This is a genomic window from Paraburkholderia sp. BCC1886, assembly GCF_900996245.1.
Lineage (GTDB): Bacteria > Pseudomonadota > Gammaproteobacteria > Burkholderiales > Burkholderiaceae > Paraburkholderia.
In genome coordinates this window covers 1-19674 of the sequence record NZ_CAAJGK010000037.1, presented here as the reverse complement: position 1 = coordinate 19674, position 19674 = coordinate 1, and the positions used below count along the sequence as shown (strand labels likewise).

Here is a 19674-nt window from a genome sequence, read left to right as displayed (position 1 = left end):
AATCTGGTTCATTGCGCGGTAGGTCTGATCGGGGATGCACGTGGGTAACATGCAAGTTCGATATCTTTATCTGAATTTACTATTTAGCCTTCGCATAACCCGGTGTTAGCCTGAGTTCGACGAGCAGGCGTGCCGTTGACCGTGACGTCTGCTACTGCATCCATGACGAAAACATAACGGACATTCAGGAGCAAACGTGAGCGTCGAATTTATCGGCATGATCCAGCAGCGCAAGGTTTCCGAAACGCATCTTCCGCAAGGCCCCGCTGTCGACACCGACTACGTGCGCGCCTTTGCGCAGGCCCATGAGAACGCCGGCTTCGACCGCATTCTGGTGCCGCACAGTTCGACCAGCCCCGACGCCACGATTACGATTGCTTACGCCGCGAGTGTCACCTCGCGCGTGCACTTCATGCTGGCGCATCGCCCCGGTTTCGTTGCGCCGACTTTGGCCGCGCGGCAGATTGCGACGCTGGACCATTTTTCCGGCGGCCGCCTCGGCGTGCACTTCATTTCGGGCGGCAGTGACGAAGACCAGCGGCGCGACGGCGATTTTCTGAGTCACGATGAACGGTATGCACGTACGGACGAATATCTGCAAATCTTGCGCCGCGTGTGGACCGAGGACCAGCCTTTCGATCACGAAGGCCGATTCTACCGCCTCGAGAAAGCTTTCTCCGAAGTCAAACCGAAACAGTCGCCGCACGTGCCCATCTACTTTGGCGGCGCATCCGGGCCGGCGCTCGCGGTAGCGGGCAAGCACGCGGACGTTTACGCGTTGTGGGGCGAATCGAAACAGCAGGTGCACGAGCAGATTACCCGCGTACGCGCCGAAGCCGCGAAGCATGGCCGGACAGTGCGCTTCTCGGTGTCGTTCCGCCCGATCGTCGCCGCGACGGAAAAGGGTGCGTGGGAGAAGGCCGAACATATTCTCGAAGAAACGCGCCGCCTGCGCGTCGAACAGGGCTTCTCGCGCGGCGGTCCGCAACAGAGCGAAGGCGCGCGGCGTCTGCTCGCGGCGGCAGGTGAAGGCGACCGCGCCGACGACCGGCTGTGGACCGCGGTCGCGAAGGAAATCGGCGGACGCTCCAACTCGACCGCGCTCGTCGGCACACCCGCACAGGTCGCCGAAACGCTCGCCGAGTATTACGAGTTGGGCGTGACCACGTTCCTGATTCGCGGCTTCGATCCGCTCGAAGACGCCACCGATTACGGCCGCGAACTGATTCCCGCCACTCGCGAATTGACCTCCCGCGTTCGCCACGCAGCCTGACCGGAGCGCGATCACACCATGAGTACGCCGACTGTCGACACCCGTCCTGTTTTGAATCCCGCTGGACTGACACGGCGCGATACGCCGGTGCGCAAATTCTGGTTCGACGACGACGATGCGCCACCGCGCTCGATCGCCGAAGAACGCCTGCACCGGCAACGCAAACTGGCCGGCGCGTTCCGGCTCTTCGCACAATATGGCTTCGCGCAAGGGCTCGCCGGGCATATCACCGCGCGCGATCCGGAATGGACCGACCACTTCTGGGTCAATCCGCTAGGCCGATATTTTGGGCGCATGCGGGTGTCCGATCTGTTGCTCGTCAATCATCATGGCGAGATCGTCGTGGGCGACGGTCCGGTCAATCAGGCGGCGTTTGCGATTCACGCCGCCATTCATGCGGCGCGTCCCGACGCGGTCGCTGCCGCGCATACGCACTCGCTGTATGGCAAGGCGTGGTCCACGCTCGGCCGCAAGCTCGATCCGTTGACGCAGGACTCGTGCTCGTTTTACGAGGACCATGCGCTGTTCGAAGATTTTCGCGGCGTCGTGCTCGACACGACAGAAGGCGCGCGGATTGCCGACGCGCTGGGTCCGCGCAAAGCGGTGATTCTGAAGAATCACGGCATTCTGACTGCGGGGCCGACCGTCGAGGCCGTCGCCTGGTGGTATATCGCGCTGGAAAACGCCTGCCACGCGCAACTGCTGGCCGAAGCCGCCGGCACACCACAACCGATTCCGCACGAAATGGCGGCGCTGACTCATCAACAGGTGGGTCGTCCGGCCGGTGCAAAATACGCATTCGACAGCCTGTATGAAGGCCTCGTCGAAGCCGAACCGGACTTGCTCGACTGATGACGCTTGCGATTCACAAACTACGTCGCTTTGTCGGCGAGATCGCGGAACTGGTCGATTCGACACCGCCCGAATCCGACCTGCTGAAACAAGGCGCGGCTGCATTGCGCGAACTGATTCGCGTCGACGACTGGCTGCCGGAGGTCTATGCGCAACCCTCGCCCGAGCGCTATCAGCAATTCCTGTTGTATGCGGATGCGCGGCAGCGCTTCAGCGTAGTCAGCTTCGTGTGGGGACCGGGCCAGCAAACGCCGGTTCACGATCATACGGTGTGGGGACTCATCGGCGTGCTGCGCGGCGCCGAACTGGCCACGTCGTTCGAGCGAACTCACGACGGCGCGCTGCGCGAAAGCGGCGCCGAACAGCGCCTGAATGCGGGCGACGTGGAAGCCGTGTCCCCCACTATCGGCGACATCCACCGGGTGCGCAACGCGTATGAAGACCGCACGTCGATCAGCATTCACGTGTACGGTGCGAACATTGGTGCCGTGCGGCGCTCGACCTATCCCGTCGATGCGCCACCCAAGCCTTTCATTTCCGGTTACTCGAATCAAACGCTCCCTAACCTCTGGGACCTCAGCAAGGAATCGCCTCACCCATGACGTCATATCCCGTCCGAACGTATAGCGACGTGCGCGAAGCGCTGCTGGCACGACGCGAAATCGCGCTGCTCGATGTACGTGAAGAAGACCCGCACGCGCAGTCTCATCCGCTCTTCGCCGCGAATTTCCCGCTCTCCCGAATCGAGCTCGACGCTTATACGCGTCTGCCGCGCCGCGACGTGCCGATCGTCGTATTCGACGCGGGCGAAGGCCTTGCCGCGCGCGCGGCAGAGAAACTCGTCGAACTCGGCTATACGCAGGTCGCCTTGCTCGACGGCGGTCTGGACGGGTGGATTCGCGAAGGCGGCGAAGTGTTCCGCGACGTCAACGTGCCGAGCAAGGCGTTCGGCGAATTCGTCGAATCGCAACGACATACGCCGTCGCTAACGGCCGAGGCCGTCGACGCACTGCTGAAAAGCGGCGACGACGTGGTGGTGCTGGACGCCCGCCGCTTCGACGAATATCACACGATGAACATTCCCGGCAGCATCAGCGTGCCCGGCGCCGAACTCGTGCTGCGAGCGCGAGCGTTGGCGCCGAACCCGGCCACGCGCGTGATCGTCAATTGTGCGGGACGGACGCGCAGCATCATCGGCACGCAGTCGCTGGTCAATGCGGGTCTGCCGAATCCGGTCGCGGCGTTGCGCAACGGCACGATCGGCTGGACGCTCGCGGGACAAACGCTCGAACAGGGCAGCGAGCGCCGTTTCGAACCGCAGACCGGGCGCGACGACGCCAACCTCGACGCGTCGCGCAACGCAGCGCGTGCGCTCGCGGACCGTGCGGGCGTGAACCGCACGACGCTCGACGAAACATCGCGCTGGGCCGCCGACTCCGCGCGCACCACCTATCGCTTCGACGTGCGCACGCCGGCCGAATACGAACACGCTCATGCGCCGGGTTTTCAGGGCGCGCCCGGCGGCCAGCTCGTGCAGGAAACGGAGATGTACGCGCCGGTACGCGGCGCGCGTGTCGTGCTGTTCGACGACGACGGCGTGCGCGCGAACATGACGGCGTCGTGGCTCGCGCAAATGAATATCGACGTGTACGTGGTCGATGACACTGCGGCCACCTCATTGACAGCACGCGGCCCATGGCGCGCTGCCAAACCGCAACCGGAGCCGACACCCGCCGTTTCCGCCGATGAACTCGCCGCGCTACTCGGCGATCCCGCAAGCGGCACCGTGGTGATCGACGTGACGTCCAGCGCGAACCACGTGAAGGCGCATATTCCCGGCGCGCACTGGATCGTACGCTCGCGCCTGACCAACGGTGCCGATGATCTGCGTGCGCTGCCGGATGCGAAGCGCTACGTGGTCACGTGCGGCACGAATGCGTTGGCGCCGTTCGTCGCCCCGGAAATTGCCGCGCTGACGGGCAAGCCGGTGCAGGTACTCGATGGCGGGACCGCCGCATGGATTCGCGCCGGGCACGCAACCGAAGCCGGCGAAGAACGTCTCGCGTCGCCGCGTATCGACCGTTATCGTCGTCCGTACGAAGGCACCGACAACGCGCGTGAAGCGATGAACGCCTATCTGGAATGGGAATACGGTCTCGTCGCGCAACTCGAACGCGACGGCACGCACGGGTTCTTCACCATCTGATGCAGGCGTCGATCAGGATCAGGCCGCGCGTGACAAACGCGCTGCCTTGAAGCTCGACTCGACGCTGCCCGACAACACCGCGAGCGCCGACTGCATTTTGCCGATGGCGCGCGAGCGCACCATCCACACGGCAATTTCGGGCCTGAAATCGCCGACCTGAATCACGTCGAGTTGCTCGGCATGGGCGCTGAGACGCAACAGCGGCAGCGGTACGAGTCCGAGCCCGACGCCATCGGCTACGAGCCCGAGTTGCAATTCCGTACCGAGCGTTTCCAGATTCAGCTTCAGCGTGTGCCCTTGCGCCGCGAGCGCCTGCTGCAAGCCCGCACGGAAACCGCAGCCGTCCGGGTTCAGCACCCAACCGAACGACTGACATTCGGCCAGCGTATGCACGCGCTTTTTCATGCTGCCTTTCTTCGCGATGACCGCCAGTTTCAGCGCACCCAGCGCTTCGCCGGCCAGCGACTCCGCCAGCACGCGATTGGTGGGCAGCAACACGATGGCCGCATCCAGTTCGCCGTCTTCGACCTTTTGCAATAGCGGCGCGCCCCACCCCGTGGATACGCGCGCCTGCAGTTCGGGATGCGCGAGACGCAGCGCCTGCAAGGCCGGCAACATGGCGACATCCGCGACGGTTTGCGCGACGCCTAGACGCAGCGAGCCGGCAAGCGGCGCCTCGTCGGCGACGAGATGCCGGAGCGTGTCTACTTCGCGCACGATCGCGCGGCATTGCTCGTAGACGACGCGGCCCATCGGTGTGGTTTTCAGCGGCTTGGTATTGCGGTCGAGCAACTCGACGCCGAGCGCTTCCTCGAAGTTCTGAATACGGCGCGTGACGGCAGGCTGGGTCAGATGCAGGGAGTCCGCCGCCTGACTCAGCGACTGACTGCGTACGACAGCGACAAAGGCCTCGATTTCATCGAGTTTCATTGATTCTTTTCCAATGGAACAACGCAATGGCATGAGCTTAACGTGTCATGCCGACTGGACTCAAGCACAAGCTGCCTTTTCTTCCTCGCATATTAAGAAAGCAGAACAATGCGTTTGCCTTATAAAAACCAGGCCCGTATCGTTTGCCTTCGAACTACTTCTATTGCGTCTCCCATGCCCTATTCCGTCCGTGGTGTTCTGTCTGCTCTCCTGCTCGGTGCGTTGTCCGCGGCCGCGCCGCACGCCGTGCTCGCCGATACGACCTTGAAGGTCGGCGATCAACAGTTGCAGACGCGCGGCGTGCTGGAAGCATCCGGGCAACTGAAGGACGTCCCGTACAAGATCGAATGGTTCAACTTCCCGGCCGCGCAACCGCTGGGCGAAGCGCTCAATGCCGGCGCGATCGACGTCGGTGGACTCGGCGACGCGCCGCTCATCTTCGCTTACGCAGCGGGCGCGGGCATCCGCGCCGTCGCCGCGACGCGCTCCACGCCGACCGATCTTGCGATCGTCGTGCCCGATGGCTCGCCCATCAAAACCGCCGCCGACCTGAAAGGCAAACGCATTGCGACGACACGCGGCTCGATTGGCCATTACCTCGCCATCGCCACGCTCGAGCATGCGGGCATCAAGCTGACCGATGTGTCGCTGCGCTACATGCAACCGGCCGACGCCAAAGCGGCTCTTGCATCGGGCAACGTCGATGCGTGGGCCACGTGGGACCCGTACGTTGCGCTTGCCGAGCAGCGCGACCATGACCGCAGTATTGCCAATGGCGTGAATCTCTCTTCCGGCCTCAGTTTCGAAGCCGCAACGGAGAGCTCGATCAAGGCGAAGCATGCTGAGATTGCGGACTTTCTGAAACGCGTCGCGGCGGGACAACGCTGGGCCTTATCGCACCCCGACGAAGTGGCCGCGATGCAATCGAAAGTGACCGGCCTGCCGCCCGAGGTATTGAAGACGGTTTATCAGCGCGCGCAATTGCATCCGGTTGCCATCGACGATGGCCTCGTTGCGGAGCAACAGAAGACGGCCGATTTGTACCACCGCGCGGATGTGATCAAGACACGTCTGGATGTCACGCAGAGTTTCGACCGGCAGTTTCCGCTGGCTCCCTGATCTTTTTTACGGACTACGGTCATGACCAGCCGTCACCCCGATAGCGCGCTCGTGGATATCGCGCGCGACTCCGAAGCGCTCGACGCGCTTGCCGATCTCGACAGTGCGCGCGCCGCCGCGTGGCTCGAAACGTTGACGCGCGAATTTGCCGATGGCGCCGCCGCGCTCGACGCCGGCCCGATTTTTCCGCACGACAATCTCGCGCGGTTGCGTCGCGCGGGTCTGCTTTCGCTGACCGTGCCACGCGTACTCGGCGGTCGCGAAGCCACGCTCGCGCAGACGCTCAAGGTGATACGCGCCGTCGCGCGCGGCGAGCCGTCCACCGCGCTGATTCTGGTGATGCAGTGCCTTTACCATTTGCGCCTGCAGGCTAACCCGAACTGGCCCGCTGCGTTAAAAGAGCGCATTGCGCGCGATGCCGTCGAACGCGGCGCGCTGATCAACTCGTTGCGAGTCGAACCCGAACTCGGTTCGCCATCGCGAGGCGGTTTGCCCGCGACTGTTGGGCGACTGCACGGCGACCACTGGCTGCTGAGCGGCCGCAAGATTTACTCGACTGGCAGCCCGGGACTCACCTGGTTTGCCGTATGGGGCCGCACGGACGAAGCGTCGCCCCGCGTCGGTACGTGGCTCGTGCACCGCGATACGCCGGGCATCCACTTCGGCGAGCCGTGGAATCATCTCGGCATGCGCGCGACCGGTAGCCATGAGGTGATATTCGAAGACGTGCGTGTGCCGCTCGATCATGCGGTGGATTTACAGGCACCGGGCGCGACTAGCGGGATGGACCCGGTCACCAGTGTCTGGATGAACGTGCTGCTGCCTTCCATCTACGACGGCGTGGCACGCGCCGCGCGCGACTGGTTCGTGGATTGGGCCGCGCATCGCGTTCCGTCGGGGCTGAATGCGCCGCTATCGAGTCTCGACAGTTTCCGGCAGACGGTTGGGCGTATCGACGCGTTGCTGTTCAACAACCGCACGTTGCTCGACTCGGGCGCGAATGGTCTGGTCGATGCGGTGGAAGCGCCTGCTATCAAATACCTCGTGAGCCAGCATGCTATCGAAGCGGTGTCGCTCGCGTTGGAGGCGAGCAGCAATCCTGGGTTGAGTCGGAACAATCCGCTGGAACGTCACTATCGCGACGTGCTGTGCGCACGCATTCATACGCCGCAGAACGATACCGTCCTCGGCAATCTCGGTCGCGCGGCTTTTGCTGCGTCTTGACCGCCTTCGGTTACATCGCAAGTCCTTCCTTCATTCAGGAGCGAACTTTTATGAGCGTCGAATTTATCGGCTACGTGAGCCATCAGGAATCGAGCGAAATCCATTTGCCGAGCGGACCGGCTGTTAATCCGCCGTATATCGCGGCGGTGGCGCAAGCGCATGAATATGGTGGCTTCGATCGTGTGCTGATTGCGCATTCGAGCGCTTCGCCGGATGGATTTCAGATTGCGTCGTTCGTTGCGCAGCAGACGAAGCGCTTGGGGATTTTGCTCGCGCATCGGCCGGGGTTCGTTGCGCCGACGCTCGCTGCGCGGCAGCTTGCGACGCTGGATCATTTCAGTGCGGGCAGGACGGCCGTTCACATTATCTCGGGTGGCGACGATGTCGAGCAGCAACGCGATGGCGATTATCTTTCGCATGCGGAACGGTATGCGCGGACCGATGAATATCTCGATGTGGTCAAGCGGTCATGGAGTAGCGATGTGCCGTTCGATCATGATGGCGCGTATTACCGGGTGACGGGGCATAAGTCGCAGATAAGACCTTTGCAGCGGCCGCATTTGCCGGTTTATTTCGGCGGATCGTCGGATGCGGCGATCGAGGTGGCTGGGAAGCACGCGGATGTTTACGCGCTTTGGGGGGAGTCGCTGGGGGCTGTCGAGGAGACTATTGCGAAGGTGCGGCGCGCGGCGGCGAAGCATGGGCGGGAAGGGGTGATTCGTTTTAGTCTTTCGTTGCGACCGATTATCGCTTCTACGGAAGATGCGGCCTGGGCTCGGGCTGAATCTATTTTGGAGCGGGCGAAAGGGATTGTGTCGGCTTCGCCGAATTTTACGCGACGGCCTAAGGAGCCTAAGAATGTTGGGGCTCAGAGGTTATTGGCTGAGGCTGAGAAGGGCGCGGTCGTGGATAAGCGTTTGTGGACGGGGATTACTGCGCTGACCAGGGCGGCGGGGAATTCGACTTCGTTGGTCGGGACCCCGCAGCAGGTTAGTGATGCGATGGTGGAGTATTACAGGCTCGGGGTTTCGACTTTTCTCATTCGTGGGTTTGATCCGCTGGAGGATGCGCTGGGGTATGGGCGGGAGTTGGTGCCGTTGGTTCGGGAGGCGGTGGGGAGGGAGGTGGGGGAGGTTGTGGGGGGGTGAAATGGGTGGGGGGTGAAATGGGTGGGGGGTGAAAGGGGTGGGGGGTGGGTGGAGAGTTTAGGGTTGTGTCTGCGCAGTTTTTTGTTTTTGAGTGTCTCTGGTCGACCCTAAGCCGACTTTCACCGATTCCCGTAACGGTCACTCGATGAGGGGCGCCGTGTCAGATCGCATCGGATTTTGCCCCTCGGGTTGCTATTCCATCCAGTCGGTCAACCTGCGCCCTTACCTGCGCGAGAGTGGTATACCCACGCTCGGAAAGCGATACGACAGTAAGTAACATCCAGGCCACCAGTTGGCTAAACCTTGCTATTGTGCCGTCGCTAATGTGATCGTGCGACGCGCCGTGTACCGCTCGCGAGCGTAGTCCATAAAAGCGCTTGATCTCCGCTCGCAATTCACAATACTGTGAAACGCTTTGAAACTGAAATCCTCCAAAGACCAGCAAGCTCGCTAAGCCTGACGAGACGGACTCAGTTATCTTATCGTCGGTAAGAGAGAAGAACACTTCCACGCAGCTCCAAAATTTCACAAATTTCATTACAGGGACTTCATCACGCTGAGCGTCCGAATACCAGAAAATGGCTTTGGAAACTGCGATGGCAACTTCCGTCTGCTCTACGCCTTCGGCGAGGTTCTGCGCGCGATCGACCATTCTTGTGAGATCCGACGTCGTCCCGAGGGAGGCGTTCAGTGGGAACGGTTGTCCGGACGGCCAGCGATAGTGGGTCGAAAGGCTCCGCCCGCTCTCGGTCCAAGAAAACCAAATAGAGGTGCCGACTGCAGCATCGGATGCCATCGCAATGCCAATCCGAAAGTGCGATGATCCGCGTTGGTATAAGCTCGCCGCAGCTATGGCCAAGACGCCCGTCGTCGTCGCTCCGAGCTTCGCAAACTTTCGTTCCGCGACACGTCGTGTGCTTCGAATGGTACTTTTGAGAAAAATGTCTGTCTGGGACTTCTTGAGCAGCTTTGGTACATCGATGTGCGCGTGCTCGATACCAAGTTCGTCGAGCGCCTCAGGCGCCATCTTGAATATGGTTGCCGAACCCAACTGGAATGGCACGTCGCTGTCGAGCTTTACTCCATAAAGCGGAACGGCGAATGTGTGCTCCTCAATCTTGCCGTTGACCGCCGCCGTGATATCCCGGAGTAGTTCTTCACCGTCGTCAGGCTGAACGCCGTCTGAGAGATATTTGGTGGCAACGCTCAACCAGGCCTCCCAGATATCCGGAAAGTCCGCAAGTCCATCAAACACCGCAGCTCTGTCGATCAACTCGACGATGCACCGGAAATTTCGGTAGCCCGATTCCGTCAAAAATACCAACCGATTTCCGGGGAGACGAAACTGATGCGAGAAGAAATTCTCCGACGGAATGTCCTTAAGGGACGCGGGTACAAAGAAAGACTTTTTCGTGAAAAATCCGTCTGATGTACGCTTGAGTGTACGTAACAGTTTCGGCTCGACCATGAAATTTCGCTCAATAATTTGAGGTTACTCAGAGGCGGAGATACGAAGTAAGCTTGCTCTCTCCAGTTGCCAGTTCAACTGGATCGACGTTACCTCGATGGACAACAGCACGAACATGAGTGACGATTCGGACTCGAAACCGTGCACGACATCCCTGTCTGGCCGCGGACTCGGAGAGCCGTCCATGAGCGGGCGAATTGAGCTCGTCCGCCGCGTCATTCTAAGAATTTTTGGGGCAAGCAGTAATTGTCAACGATCTACGAGGCCAGGTCGAGCGTCCCTTCTTGGCCGTTCTCACTCTTCCTCACGGCGGGGCTCCATTGGCTCTTGCCCGTCCTGGGAAAGCAGGTCTGATAGTTCAGACGCTGGGATGCGCTTTAACTTCTTTTCGAGCTTACGATCGTATCGCCGGTCGTTGGGCTCTGACGCTCGAGCTTTGCGAGCGTACTGCTGGACGAAGCGACTAAGCTCGCCAGCCAGCCGAGTTTTCGTGCGGAACGTTGCCATGTATCGATCTGGTAATAACACAAATCACGCCAAAATCAGCCTGATGCCGATTGTCGACGATTCAAGCGCTGAGGTCGAGTGTCTGTTCATTGCCGGATGCAGGCTGATGCGTTTCGCATCGAACGACTCCCCGCCGTCGTTTCACTATCGGCTTTAGCGCATGCCTCCGGCAGAAGGATAGGCGGGGTCATTGCCAATCAATGTGTTGACGCCCTGCCATTTAAAATAGTAGAGGCCTATGGCAATGCACATCACACAGATCGTCAATGCCACTACGATGAGTTTGCTGGTCGGACGACTCATGAATCAACTCCGTGGCGACATGACACAGTTGAAGGGATTGTCGACGAACCACGCCGTCAAGTCGAATGACCGGTTGTGGCCGGCTACCGTCTGACGCATCTTGCATCGACCCAATCGGTGTCTTGTCGTAGAGCAACGTCTGGGTGCGACCCGTGGCAGCCTTTCAGGTCTCTGCTAAGCGGTCGTTCCCGGTGACGTATATGCTTTTGCTTCGTCCATATAGCAAATGATCACGCACTTCGCACAGTGGCGGCTCCGTCATCCATCGTGCTACATTCGTCCGACAAATTTCATGAGAGCTATGCAATATGCGTTTTGCGTTTATCCGGGAGGGTGACACCACCTCCCATGGAGGCCGCGTTCTCGCATGCTCGCCCGCGAACACGGTCGATGGAAAAGCGCTTGCGCTGCTCGGCGACAAGGTATCGTGCCCAGAATGCGGTGGGGTGTATCCCATTGTGTCGGTCAAACAACTGGGCATGACCTTCGAGGGACGCCCGGTTGCGTCCGAGGGTGACAAGACGGCGTGCGGAGCGACACTCATCGCCACGCAATCCACAGCCAAGGCGTCCCCGACGGCGGGTCTTGGGGGGTCCGTTAGAGGCGGGAAGGCCGCTGTTTCGCGAGAGAAGGATGTTGAGCAGGATGGTCCGCACCGTGGTCGTTTTCAGGTGCTGGACGACACCACGGGTCAGCCCATTCCCAACCATTCCTACACGATCACGTCCTCAACGGGTCAAACGGTTCAGGGTACGACGGATGCTAATGGCTACACCTCGTGGCTGGAAAGTCATGAAAGTTCGTCCCTGACGTTCGACCACCCTGGTTCGATGGTTGACGCATGACAGACTACGCAAAAGGGTCCTCGTCCGGTTCGATGGGGCCCGGTCAGGGGCAAACAAACACGGTGCGTTTGCGCCCGAACTCCATGGATCCGCAAGACCGTTGGGCTATCTGTTCAGTAATCTGCAAGTGCAACGCGATGCCAACAATCGGCGCTCAGGGTCAAACGCTGAAGCAGCAATGCGTAAGCGGCCGGCTGAAAGCGACGGATGCACTGACCGACCATCAAAGCCCGTACAAGGCCGAGGTCAACTACGATATGAGCAAGGATCCACCAGCACCGATCATGAGTAGCAGTATGGTCACGAAGACCCATGATTATCTGCCGGGCTGGATCCAGAAGTACTGGCCCGGCGGGCTGAGCGGATACACTCCCGGTGTAGGTAACATTCGCCGTCCAGACGTGGTGGTCGTCAACGACCCGTCGTTGCCGCCAACTCAGGACAACCTGAAGAACGTGGTGGAGATCAAGTTCCCGCCGGACACGATCGATCTCAAGCAGCACGCTGCGTACGAGGAAATCGCTGGCGAACCGGACAAAGTGGTCACAATGGGACCGTCCGACTGCGGGTGCTCCGATGGAGACGATCAGTCGGAAAGCTCCACGTCATCCTCCACCGCGTCCCAATTCGGCAAACTGTTTAGTCAGGGGTTGAACAATTACCTGCACGGGGGACTTCCGCCACCACCTGTGCCGCTCCCTGCGCCATGATCAAAGACCGAACTAAACGATGAGCAACGAGCTTGAGCAGTGGGCGAAGGACCCATCAAAGGCTGGAACGCTGCCTTACGCGGCCTTTGAACCGAAGCATCCCCATGATGGCGTCGGCGCCGCGCTAGTGGTGCGGGCAGCCCTATATTTCAAAGGCGGCTTTACCACTGACAAACGCGAAGCGTTGGCCTGGGCACTGGACGCGTATATAAAATTGGCAAGCGTAGCGGGGGGCGAAGGCAAAAGTCCGCTCCGATGGCTGTGGTTCAACGGCAAGCCGGCCATCCCGGTCGGGAACGCGCCCACCTTGTCCTCGCTCGCGAAAAGCGTCGGCGACAACGAGGGGTTCGACGCAATTTACGTAGGTGGCGACACCGCGCGCGAGGCGTCGTTCTACGAGTTCAAGACGTTCTGCCTTGAGCGCTTCCAGGCAGAACTGGGCACGCGCGGTCTTGACGTGCTGGAGTTCAGCCTGCCTTTCCCGTTCGTACGCTCGAACCCGGAGCCCTCGGTGAAACTGTTTCACGACAGTGCAGCGGCACTGGACGCTGTTCACGGGCACGCGGGTCTAGCGGTAAATCTATCGCCGACCGGTCGTACCGAAAACGAGAGTAGTGAGTATTTCATGGCGCAGCAACTCGGCCCTGGTCTCGATGTGGGCGACCCAATCGCGATGAAAGTTCGCAAGCTCACCGATCGCATTAAAACTACCGATTGGCTCACGCTAATCAACGGTGAGATGGTAAATCGCGTCGGTCAGATTGCGACGCTGCAATCAGAGCTTCCGAAAGCCTGGTTCAGCCTGGAGCCGTGTGCCCAAGGTTTGTTAATCCGTGCGGGCGTCGCCCCGCAGGCGGGCGTTCCGCGAGGCGATGGGCAACCGGTCGCGCCGCCGCCCGCGTACATTGTGCTTAACTCTGCGCTGCGCGAGATCCTCACGAACAGCGTGAGCAGCCTGCAACGCGGCACGGTCAATGGCGACGCGCCGGTGTACAACACGACGCCGAGCAGCGATGCCTGGCTACGCCGCTTCGACGTCTCGCCGGACGACCTGCTGCAAGCGAAAGCGGCGATCCTTGACACGCCTAAGCTGCCCGTCGGGCCTTAACAGAGGGACCCGTCAGAGTGACGCCATCCCATCAGCTAGTTAAATATGTTTGATTGATTCCAATGCCGATGCGGCGAACATTCGATGATGGTCTGCAATTCATGCCGCGCCTGCGTGCAGACGATCAGCGCCGTCATGATGATCGCGCGACGCATCATGGCTCGGCCCTGCGCGCGTCATTCTGGTCGAGATTGTGCGCACGAATGATCGCGTTGAGCGTGACGGAATGAGACGGATCAATCGCACAGCCATTGCGCGCGAGCGCAATGGCGAACTGCGAACCGCGCATAACGAGAAAGCACGACCGGAAGCGCGAGTTGTTCTTGAGTATCTGACGCTGTCGGAAAGATACTCGATCAAGTCAACGAAGCGCCCCGTAACAAACGTTGGTCCGCCTTCCCCTCAAGCCAACACATCCGAAAACACCTTCGTAGCAAACCGATCCGAATTAGTCCCCGCGTTCAGCACGCCCACCGATTTCAGATCATCCGCATAAAACGCGATCTCTTTCCGGAAAGCTTCCCCCACCGGATGATGATGATCCGTATGGCTCTTCAGCATCGCAGTAAGCTGCGCGACATTCGCCCCAGGCGCATTCGGCGCAAATATCGCAGCCGCCTCAGCGGGATTGTTCGCCGTCCACTCAGTCGCCTCCAGCAAAGCCTGAGTAAGCGCCTGAGCCGTCGCCCGATCCTTGCGCACCAGCGAACCCCGCACACCCAAAACACAGCAAACCTTGTTCGCATACTCAGCGCAAAGATTATTCGACACCTCATACAGATGGTCGTTTTCGCGCAGTGTCCAGATAGTCGGATCGCCATCGGCAATCGCCTGAACTTCGCCCTTCTTCAAAGCCTCGGCCAACAACGGCGCCGGATATTGCCGCCAATGCACATCGTTATCCGGATCGACCCCAACCTTCTTCAGCGTCACCGCAAAGAAGTTCTTCGCCGGACTCGCCATATCGCTCACGCCAATCGTGCGTCCTTTCAGCCCTTGCAAATCGACGATCCCCGAAGTGCGCGTCGCCAGCAGCCGCATACACCCACCATGAATACCCGCCGTCAATTTGACATCGAAGCCCTGCTCCAGCGGCTTGATCCATCGCAACGCCATCCCCACGCCCGCATCGGATTTGCCGGTAGCAATCGCTTCGAGCAACTGATCCGTCGATCCCGAGTAATTGATCAACTCGACCTGAAGCCCATGCTTGCGAAAGAACCCCTGCTTCTCGGCAACAGGCACCGGTGCCGTACAAATCGCGCCCGCATTCCACGAAAGCTTGAGCGGCTTCAACGCCTCATCGGCGGCAGCCTGGGTGCCGGGCAGACCAAACGTTGCGCCGCCGAGCGCCGCGGCACCGGCAGCCCACGCCGTATTGCGCAACCACGCGCGGCGCGCGGGACTGAATGCTTGCTGAAAATCGTCGGACTTCATCGCGGTGTTCCCCAATCCAGGAAGTGATGGTTGTATTTCGTATGAGTGTGAGTGTGAATGTGAATGTGAATGCGCAGGTAGACCGTCGTGCCTAGGTATCGAGACCCAGCAGCGCCAGTACTTCGCGCCGCAATGCCACCAGCGCAGGATCATCGCGATGACGTGGATACGGCGCGTCGTTGCGAACCTGCGTGACGATGCTCGCCGGCCGTTCGCTGAACACGATCACGCGATTCGCGAGATACAGCGCCTCTTCGACGTCGTGCGTCACCAGCAGCACCGAAAAGCCTTCTGCCTGCCACAAGCGGATCAGTTCGCCCTGCATGCGAATTCGCGTCAGCGAATCGAGCTTGCCGAACGGTTCATCGAGCACGAGCAGTCGCGGATCGTTGACGAGCGCACGCGCCAACGCCGCGCGCTGCGCCATACCACCGGACAGTTGATGCGGATAAGCCCCCGCAAACGCGGACAACCCGACCAGTTCAAGCGCAGCATCGATCCGCTCGGCGACCTCTCGACGCGAATCGCCACCCCTGGCTTTACGTTGACCGCGCTGAGCCTGCGGACCGAGCCCCACGTTGTCGCGCACGGTGCGCCACGGAAACAGCGTCGGGTCCTGAAACACGACGACCCGCGACGGATCGGGTCCGGCTACACGTTCGCCATCCGCGTGAATCGCGCCTTGAGCAGGTGCCTCGAGACCGGCAACGAGTCGCAGCAAAGTGGACTTGCCGCAACCGCTCGGACCGAGCAGCGCAACGAACTCGCCGGGTTCGACCGTGAGGTCGATGTCGTCGAGCACCGGCAGCGTCTCGCCGCGCAGTGCGAAGCGATGACTGACATGGCGAACGTCGATGCGCGAGCCGCGTTGCGTGCGCGCGGCGGAGGCGTTCGAGTCGACATGCGACCCGGCATGCGAAAGCGTAGCGGCTACCATTTGAGCAATCCTTTTTGCCAGGCCAGCAGACGGTCACGCACGCGAAACAGCAGCGTGATGAGCCCGGAGCACATCAGCGCCATCACGAGCAGCGCGGCGTACATGTTCGAATAGGCGGCCCAGCCCTGAGCCCATTGCAGATACCAGCCGAGGCCGGCCTTCACGCCCATCATCTCGGCGACGATCAACACGGCGAACGACGCGCTAAGCCCCATGAACAGTCCGACGAACACCGAAGGCAACGCCGCCGGAATCGCCACACGAAAGATGAGGAACGCAGGTCGCGCGCCGAGCGTGCGGGCGACGTCGTAGTAAGCGGGACTCACGCTCGCGACGCCCGACCACGTGAGCACGACCACGGGAAACGCGGTGGCCAGCGCAATCAGAAAGACGCTCGCGCTGAAGCTCGACGGAAAGAAGAAGAACGCGAGCGGCAGCCAGGCGACGGCGGGCAACGGGCCGATGAGCCGCAAGATTGGATGCAGCCAGTACCCCACCGCTTTCGACCAGCCAATACTCACGCCGACCACGAAGCCTGTCAGCGCCCCGATCACATAACCGTACGCAAGCAGCCCGAACGAGTGCGCCACGCTCGAAGCAAGTCGCGGAAAGTCGTCGCCGAACACGCCGATCAAAGCCTGTGGTGGCGCAAAGAACGGGCGCGGCAACCATTCGAGCTGGGCGGTGATGATCTCCCACGCGGTCAGCGCGATAGCAAGCGCAAGGAGCCAGGGCGCTGCATTCAGCCACGCACCGATCCAGTTGCCGAGCCGCGAGTCTTTCTGCGAAGCCGACCCGCTCGAGCGCGATCCGGCAATCGCGAGCGCGAGCGACAGCACGGCGAACACCAGTTTGAGGATCAACAACTCGCGGGTATAAGGCCAGTCGTCCGCGGTCGGCCACCATTGCGTCACGGCCGCGCCGCCGAGCCATCCGAAGGCGGCCACGATAGCGACGACACGTTTGCGTTTCTCCGGCGAGGCGATCCGGTCAGCCGTCGACGGGGTTCCAAGATCAAGCGTTTCTGTATGCGTGGACACGTCGATGCGCTCCGTCAAGGCAAGGTCAGGCGTTGGCAAGATGAGTCTCCGAAATCGAACGCACGTCGATACGGCGCGGCAGAATAGCGTCGCGATACGCGCTGTCGGCCACTTTTTGCAACGCGGCAATATCGGCGTCGTTGACGAAATGCAGCTTGAGCGACGCGCGCTGCGTAATCTGCTTCGCAGCATCCAGTGGCGAGCGCGTGAGCGTCGAGTAGATTTGCGCGTAGGCGTCGTGGTTGGCCACCGCCCAGTCGCCAGCACGTTGGTAGCGCACCAGCGCATCCGCAATCGCCACGCGCTTGCGCGGGTCGGCGAGCGCTTCGGCAGGCGCGGTGATAAAGCCGAGTCCGCTGCTAATGCCGGTGCCGTCACGCAGCACTCTGCCGCCACGCTGCGCGGCTATGCCGTAGTACGGGTCGAAGGTCGCCCACACTTCGATCGCGCCGGAGGTGAAGGCGGCAAATGCATCGACGGGGAGAATGAAGCGGACGGTTACGTCGTCTTTCGACAAACCGGCTTCGGCTAGCGCGCCGTAAAGCTGGAACTGCGAGATGCTGCCGCGCGCCGACGAAATAAACACCGTGCGCCCTTTCAGATCGGCAATGCTGCGGATGGTGGAGTGCTCCCCAACCAGAATGCCGAGTTGCGCGCCGGTTCCTACTCGCGTGGCGACGATTCGCAGGCTGGGGTCGCCCACCGCCGCCGCGAGCACCGGCAAGTCGCCAGCCGGCGCGAGATCGACGGAGCCCGCACGTTGCGCTTCGAACAACGGCGCGGCGCCCTGGAAGTTGGCCCAGCGCCATGCGTACGGCGTGCCGTCCAGAACCTTCGCTGCTTCCGCGAGCGCGCGGGTTCCGCCAGCCTGATCGCCGAGCACGAGCGTGAGGTGTTCGTTCTCCGCAGCACGGGCATTGCGCAGACCCGCAAACGCGGCGCTCGCAGCCAGCGGTGCAGCGGCGAGCGCGCGCAGCATGCGTCGTCGCGCGAAAAGCGACGTTGGAACGGAAGCAGCCATAGGTCCTCGCTGAAGATATCAGGCACAGCGTAGCGACCCAGGCGTGTCGTGAGAATTATTCTATTTCGATATGTTTATCTCAATTCAATATTTATCTTCTGCATATTTGAATTTGGCTTTCGACTTATCTGATCAGGTCAGATCGTTAGCAGAATTCGTCTGTTATCACAGAGGCTTTGCATCGATACGATGGAGGATCGCCGCAACTACGCTCAACTGAAAAAGGAAACGGAATCTATGGCGCAGATGACACGACGCGCATTCAACCGCGTCGCAGTGGCTTCGCTGCTGGCATCGCTCAGCACGCGCGGATGGACGCAAGGCACGGCTTCGAATGCGGCACCTGTCGCGCTGCGAATCGGTTTTCAGAAATCGTCGACGCTGATCACTTTGCTCAAGACGCGCGGCACGCTCGAGAAAGCCCTCGCACCGCTGAACGTGAAAATCTCGTGGAACGAGTTCGCGAGCGGCCTGCCGCTCACCGAAGCGCTCAATGTCGACGCGGTCGATTTCAGCGCAGACGTCGCCGACACCGTGCCGATCTTCGCGCAGGCGGCGCACGCGCGCTTCGTGTATGTCGCGCAGGAATCGCCGTCGCCGGGCGCGCAGGCCATCATCGTCAAGAAGGATGGCGACATTCATGCGCTCGCCGACCTGAAAGGCAAACGCATTGCCGTGACGAAGGCGGCGGGCAGCCACTACCTGCTGCTTGCCGCGCTCGCGCGCGCAGGCCTCAAACCCGCGGACGTGAAGATTGCGTATCTGACGCCGGCCGACGGACGCGCTGCGTTCGAGCGCAACAGCGTGGACGCGTGGATTACGTGGGACCCGTATGTCGCGGCCGTCGATCACGACAGCGACGTTCGCGTGCTGACGGATGGTGCGGGACTGGCGTCGTATCAACGCTACTATCTGGCGTCGCGTACTTTTGCCGATGCGCATCCGCAGATCATCCAGATCGTGTTCGACCAGTTGAAGACGGAAGGCGAATGGTTGCGCGCGCATCCGCAAGACGCGGCGAATCTGCTGTCGCCGGGCTGGGGTCTGGATGCCGCAACGATCGAGCGGGCCAATGCGCGCCGCAGCTACCAGGTCCGCCCGGTCGCGGCGCAAAATTTCGGCGAGCAGCAAACCATTGCCGATGCGTTTTACCGTAACGGCTTGTTGCCCGCGCCGGTGCAGACGAAGGAAGCGTTGTATTGGGACTATGCGGCGAAGCAGGCGAAAACGATTGGCTGATCACACGAAGGGTATTGCAAAAAGCACGGCGTGAATCATGACTCACGCCGCGCTTTTTTCAGCCATCCACTTGCTCCAGTTTCTGGCCGGGCTTGATGCGATGAGCTAAGGAAGGTCTGCAAAACCCGTTTTCTGCGCGTGGGCTGTTTGCAGCGCGTGCCACTACATTGCAAACATGCTGCGGCGCTGGTCATAGGTTTTGATTCGGCCGTGTGATTCACGTTTGCCCGCGCATGAGGCCGCCCACGCCCTCGCGTTTCACGCTTTGAGCAATTGCTTGCGTGCCATCCACAGGTTACCCAGTGCA

At 61.0% G+C, this 19674-nt stretch carries 18 protein-coding genes; 11 read left to right on the top strand and 7 right to left on the bottom strand.

Annotation, left to right across the window (positions count from 1 at the left end; genetic code table 11):
• The first annotated feature begins 196 nt into the window (after nt 1-196).
• The 4 genes from FQ746_RS06550 to FQ746_RS06535 are packed head-to-tail and all read left to right on the top strand — an operon-like array spanning nt 197 to nt 4331.
• The gene (locus FQ746_RS06550; RefSeq protein WP_144108128.1) at nt 197-1273 is read left to right on the top strand and encodes an LLM class flavin-dependent oxidoreductase; all 1077 of its coding nucleotides are present in this window, start codon (nt 197-199) and stop codon (nt 1271-1273) included.
• Nucleotides 1274-1291: 18 nt separating this feature from the next.
• Nucleotides 1292-2125, top strand: coding sequence for a class II aldolase/adducin family protein (locus FQ746_RS06545; protein WP_144108127.1), 834 nt, complete (start codon nt 1292-1294; stop codon nt 2123-2125).
• Entirely contained in the window at nt 2125-2727 is a 603-nt protein-coding gene (locus tag FQ746_RS06540; protein WP_144108126.1) for a cysteine dioxygenase, read from the top strand. The genes FQ746_RS06545 and FQ746_RS06540 overlap by 1 nt, the downstream gene beginning before the upstream one ends.
• Nucleotides 2724-4331, top strand: a complete 1608-nt coding sequence (locus tag FQ746_RS06535; protein WP_144108125.1) for a rhodanese-related sulfurtransferase — start codon at nt 2724-2726, stop codon at nt 4329-4331. The genes FQ746_RS06540 and FQ746_RS06535 overlap by 4 nt, the downstream gene beginning before the upstream one ends.
• Nucleotides 4332-4349: 18 nt before the next feature.
• Here the strand turns inward: FQ746_RS06535 and FQ746_RS06530 are convergent, their stop codons facing one another.
• Nucleotides 4350-5261 (bottom strand): LysR family transcriptional regulator, encoded by a 912-nt coding sequence (locus FQ746_RS06530; protein ID WP_144108124.1) that lies wholly within the window; start codon nt 5259-5261, stop codon nt 4350-4352.
• 174 nt (nt 5262-5435) lie between these two features.
• On the opposite strand from FQ746_RS06530, the gene FQ746_RS06525 reads away from it, so the two are divergent.
• Genes FQ746_RS06525 through FQ746_RS06515 form a run of 3 tightly spaced genes read left to right on the top strand, consistent with a single transcriptional unit; the run spans nt 5436 to nt 8752 of the window.
• Nucleotides 5436-6380 (top strand): ABC transporter substrate-binding protein, encoded by a 945-nt coding sequence (locus FQ746_RS06525; protein WP_144108123.1) that lies wholly within the window; start codon nt 5436-5438, stop codon nt 6378-6380.
• 21 nt (nt 6381-6401) lie between these two features.
• Nucleotides 6402-7604 (top strand): acyl-CoA dehydrogenase family protein, encoded by a 1203-nt coding sequence (locus FQ746_RS06520; protein ID WP_144108122.1) that lies wholly within the window; start codon nt 6402-6404, stop codon nt 7602-7604.
• Nucleotides 7605-7654: 50 nt separating this feature from the next.
• Entirely contained in the window at nt 7655-8752 is a 1098-nt protein-coding gene (locus FQ746_RS06515; protein ID WP_144108121.1) for an LLM class flavin-dependent oxidoreductase, read from the top strand.
• 160 nt (nt 8753-8912) lie between these two features.
• On the opposite strand, the gene FQ746_RS06510 is transcribed toward FQ746_RS06515, so the two are convergent.
• A complete protein-coding gene (locus tag FQ746_RS06510; protein ID WP_144108120.1) occupies nt 8913-10220 on the bottom strand; it encodes a HEPN domain-containing protein in 1308 nt (435 codons plus the stop codon).
• Between the two features lie 660 nt (nt 10221-10880).
• Nucleotides 10881-11030, bottom strand: coding sequence for a hypothetical protein (locus FQ746_RS34720; RefSeq protein ID WP_186310657.1), 150 nt, complete (start codon nt 11028-11030; stop codon nt 10881-10883).
• Nucleotides 11031-11338: 308 nt separating this feature from the next.
• Between FQ746_RS34720 and FQ746_RS06500 the strand changes: the two genes are divergently transcribed.
• The 3 genes from FQ746_RS06500 to FQ746_RS06490 are packed head-to-tail and all read left to right on the top strand — an operon-like array spanning nt 11339 to nt 13693.
• Complete coding sequence (locus FQ746_RS06500; RefSeq protein WP_144108119.1) at nt 11339-11875, top strand: PAAR domain-containing protein; 537 nt, start codon at nt 11339-11341, stop codon at nt 11873-11875.
• Nucleotides 11872-12585: a VRR-NUC domain-containing protein gene (locus FQ746_RS06495; protein ID WP_144108118.1), complete on the top strand. Its 714-nt coding sequence runs from the start codon at nt 11872-11874 to the stop codon at nt 12583-12585. Before FQ746_RS06500 ends, FQ746_RS06495 begins: the two co-directional genes overlap by 4 nt.
• Before the next feature lie 19 nt (nt 12586-12604).
• Entirely contained in the window at nt 12605-13693 is a 1089-nt protein-coding gene (locus tag FQ746_RS06490; RefSeq protein ID WP_144108117.1) for a type VI immunity family protein, read from the top strand.
• Nucleotides 13694-14095: 402 nt separating this feature from the next.
• Here FQ746_RS06490 and FQ746_RS06485 read toward each other — a convergent pair whose 3' ends face one another.
• The 4 genes from FQ746_RS06485 to FQ746_RS06470 form a co-directional block, all read right to left on the bottom strand.
• Nucleotides 14096-15130: an ABC transporter substrate-binding protein gene (locus tag FQ746_RS06485; RefSeq protein WP_144108267.1), complete on the bottom strand. Its 1035-nt coding sequence runs from the start codon at nt 15128-15130 to the stop codon at nt 14096-14098.
• Nucleotides 15131-15221: 91 nt separating this feature from the next.
• Nucleotides 15222-16067, bottom strand: a complete 846-nt coding sequence (locus FQ746_RS06480) for an ABC transporter ATP-binding protein (protein ID WP_144108116.1) — start codon at nt 16065-16067, stop codon at nt 15222-15224.
• A complete protein-coding gene (locus tag FQ746_RS06475; RefSeq protein WP_260853928.1) occupies nt 16061-17053 on the bottom strand; it encodes an ABC transporter permease in 993 nt (330 codons plus the stop codon). The genes FQ746_RS06480 and FQ746_RS06475 overlap by 7 nt, the downstream gene beginning before the upstream one ends.
• Nucleotides 17054-17132: 79 nt before the next feature.
• Nucleotides 17133-18128: an ABC transporter substrate-binding protein gene (locus FQ746_RS06470; RefSeq protein WP_144108114.1), complete on the bottom strand. Its 996-nt coding sequence runs from the start codon at nt 18126-18128 to the stop codon at nt 17133-17135.
• 237 nt (nt 18129-18365) lie between these two features.
• On the opposite strand from FQ746_RS06470, the gene FQ746_RS06465 reads away from it, so the two are divergent.
• Nucleotides 18366-19367, top strand: a complete 1002-nt coding sequence (locus tag FQ746_RS06465; protein ID WP_144108113.1) for an aliphatic sulfonate ABC transporter substrate-binding protein — start codon at nt 18366-18368, stop codon at nt 19365-19367.
• Nucleotides 19368-19674: the final 307 nt, after the last annotated feature.

Bases quoted from the DNA above. Each gene is read 5' to 3' on its own strand.
- FQ746_RS34720 (WP_186310657.1), bottom strand. From the start codon at position 11,030: ATGAGTCGTCCGACCAGCAAACTCATCGTAGTGGCATTGACGATCTGT.
- FQ746_RS06470 (WP_144108114.1), bottom strand. From the start codon at position 18,128: ATGGCTGCTTCCGTTCCAACGTCGCTTTTCGCGCGACGACGCATGCTG.
- FQ746_RS06465 (WP_144108113.1), top strand. From the start codon at position 18,366: ATGGCGCAGATGACACGACGCGCATTCAACCGCGTCGCAGTGGCTTCG.
- FQ746_RS06525 (WP_144108123.1), top strand. From the start codon at position 5,436: ATGCCCTATTCCGTCCGTGGTGTTCTGTCTGCTCTCCTGCTCGGTGCG.
- FQ746_RS06480 (WP_144108116.1), bottom strand. From the start codon at position 16,067: ATGGTAGCCGCTACGCTTTCGCATGCCGGGTCGCATGTCGACTCGAAC.
- FQ746_RS06530 (WP_144108124.1), bottom strand. From the start codon at position 5,261: ATGAAACTCGATGAAATCGAGGCCTTTGTCGCTGTCGTACGCAGTCAG.
- FQ746_RS06485 (WP_144108267.1), bottom strand. From the start codon at position 15,130: ATGAAGTCCGACGATTTTCAGCAAGCATTCAGTCCCGCGCGCCGCGCG.
- FQ746_RS06495 (WP_144108118.1), top strand. From the start codon at position 11,872: ATGACAGACTACGCAAAAGGGTCCTCGTCCGGTTCGATGGGGCCCGGT.
- FQ746_RS06510 (WP_144108120.1), bottom strand. From the start codon at position 10,220: ATGGTCGAGCCGAAACTGTTACGTACACTCAAGCGTACATCAGACGGA.
- FQ746_RS06540 (WP_144108126.1), top strand. From the start codon at position 2,125: ATGACGCTTGCGATTCACAAACTACGTCGCTTTGTCGGCGAGATCGCG.
- FQ746_RS06500 (WP_144108119.1), top strand. From the start codon at position 11,339: ATGCGTTTTGCGTTTATCCGGGAGGGTGACACCACCTCCCATGGAGGC.
- FQ746_RS06515 (WP_144108121.1), top strand. From the start codon at position 7,655: ATGAGCGTCGAATTTATCGGCTACGTGAGCCATCAGGAATCGAGCGAA.
- FQ746_RS06490 (WP_144108117.1), top strand. From the start codon at position 12,605: ATGAGCAACGAGCTTGAGCAGTGGGCGAAGGACCCATCAAAGGCTGGA.
- FQ746_RS06545 (WP_144108127.1), top strand. From the start codon at position 1,292: ATGAGTACGCCGACTGTCGACACCCGTCCTGTTTTGAATCCCGCTGGA.
- FQ746_RS06535 (WP_144108125.1), top strand. From the start codon at position 2,724: ATGACGTCATATCCCGTCCGAACGTATAGCGACGTGCGCGAAGCGCTG.
- FQ746_RS06520 (WP_144108122.1), top strand. From the start codon at position 6,402: ATGACCAGCCGTCACCCCGATAGCGCGCTCGTGGATATCGCGCGCGAC.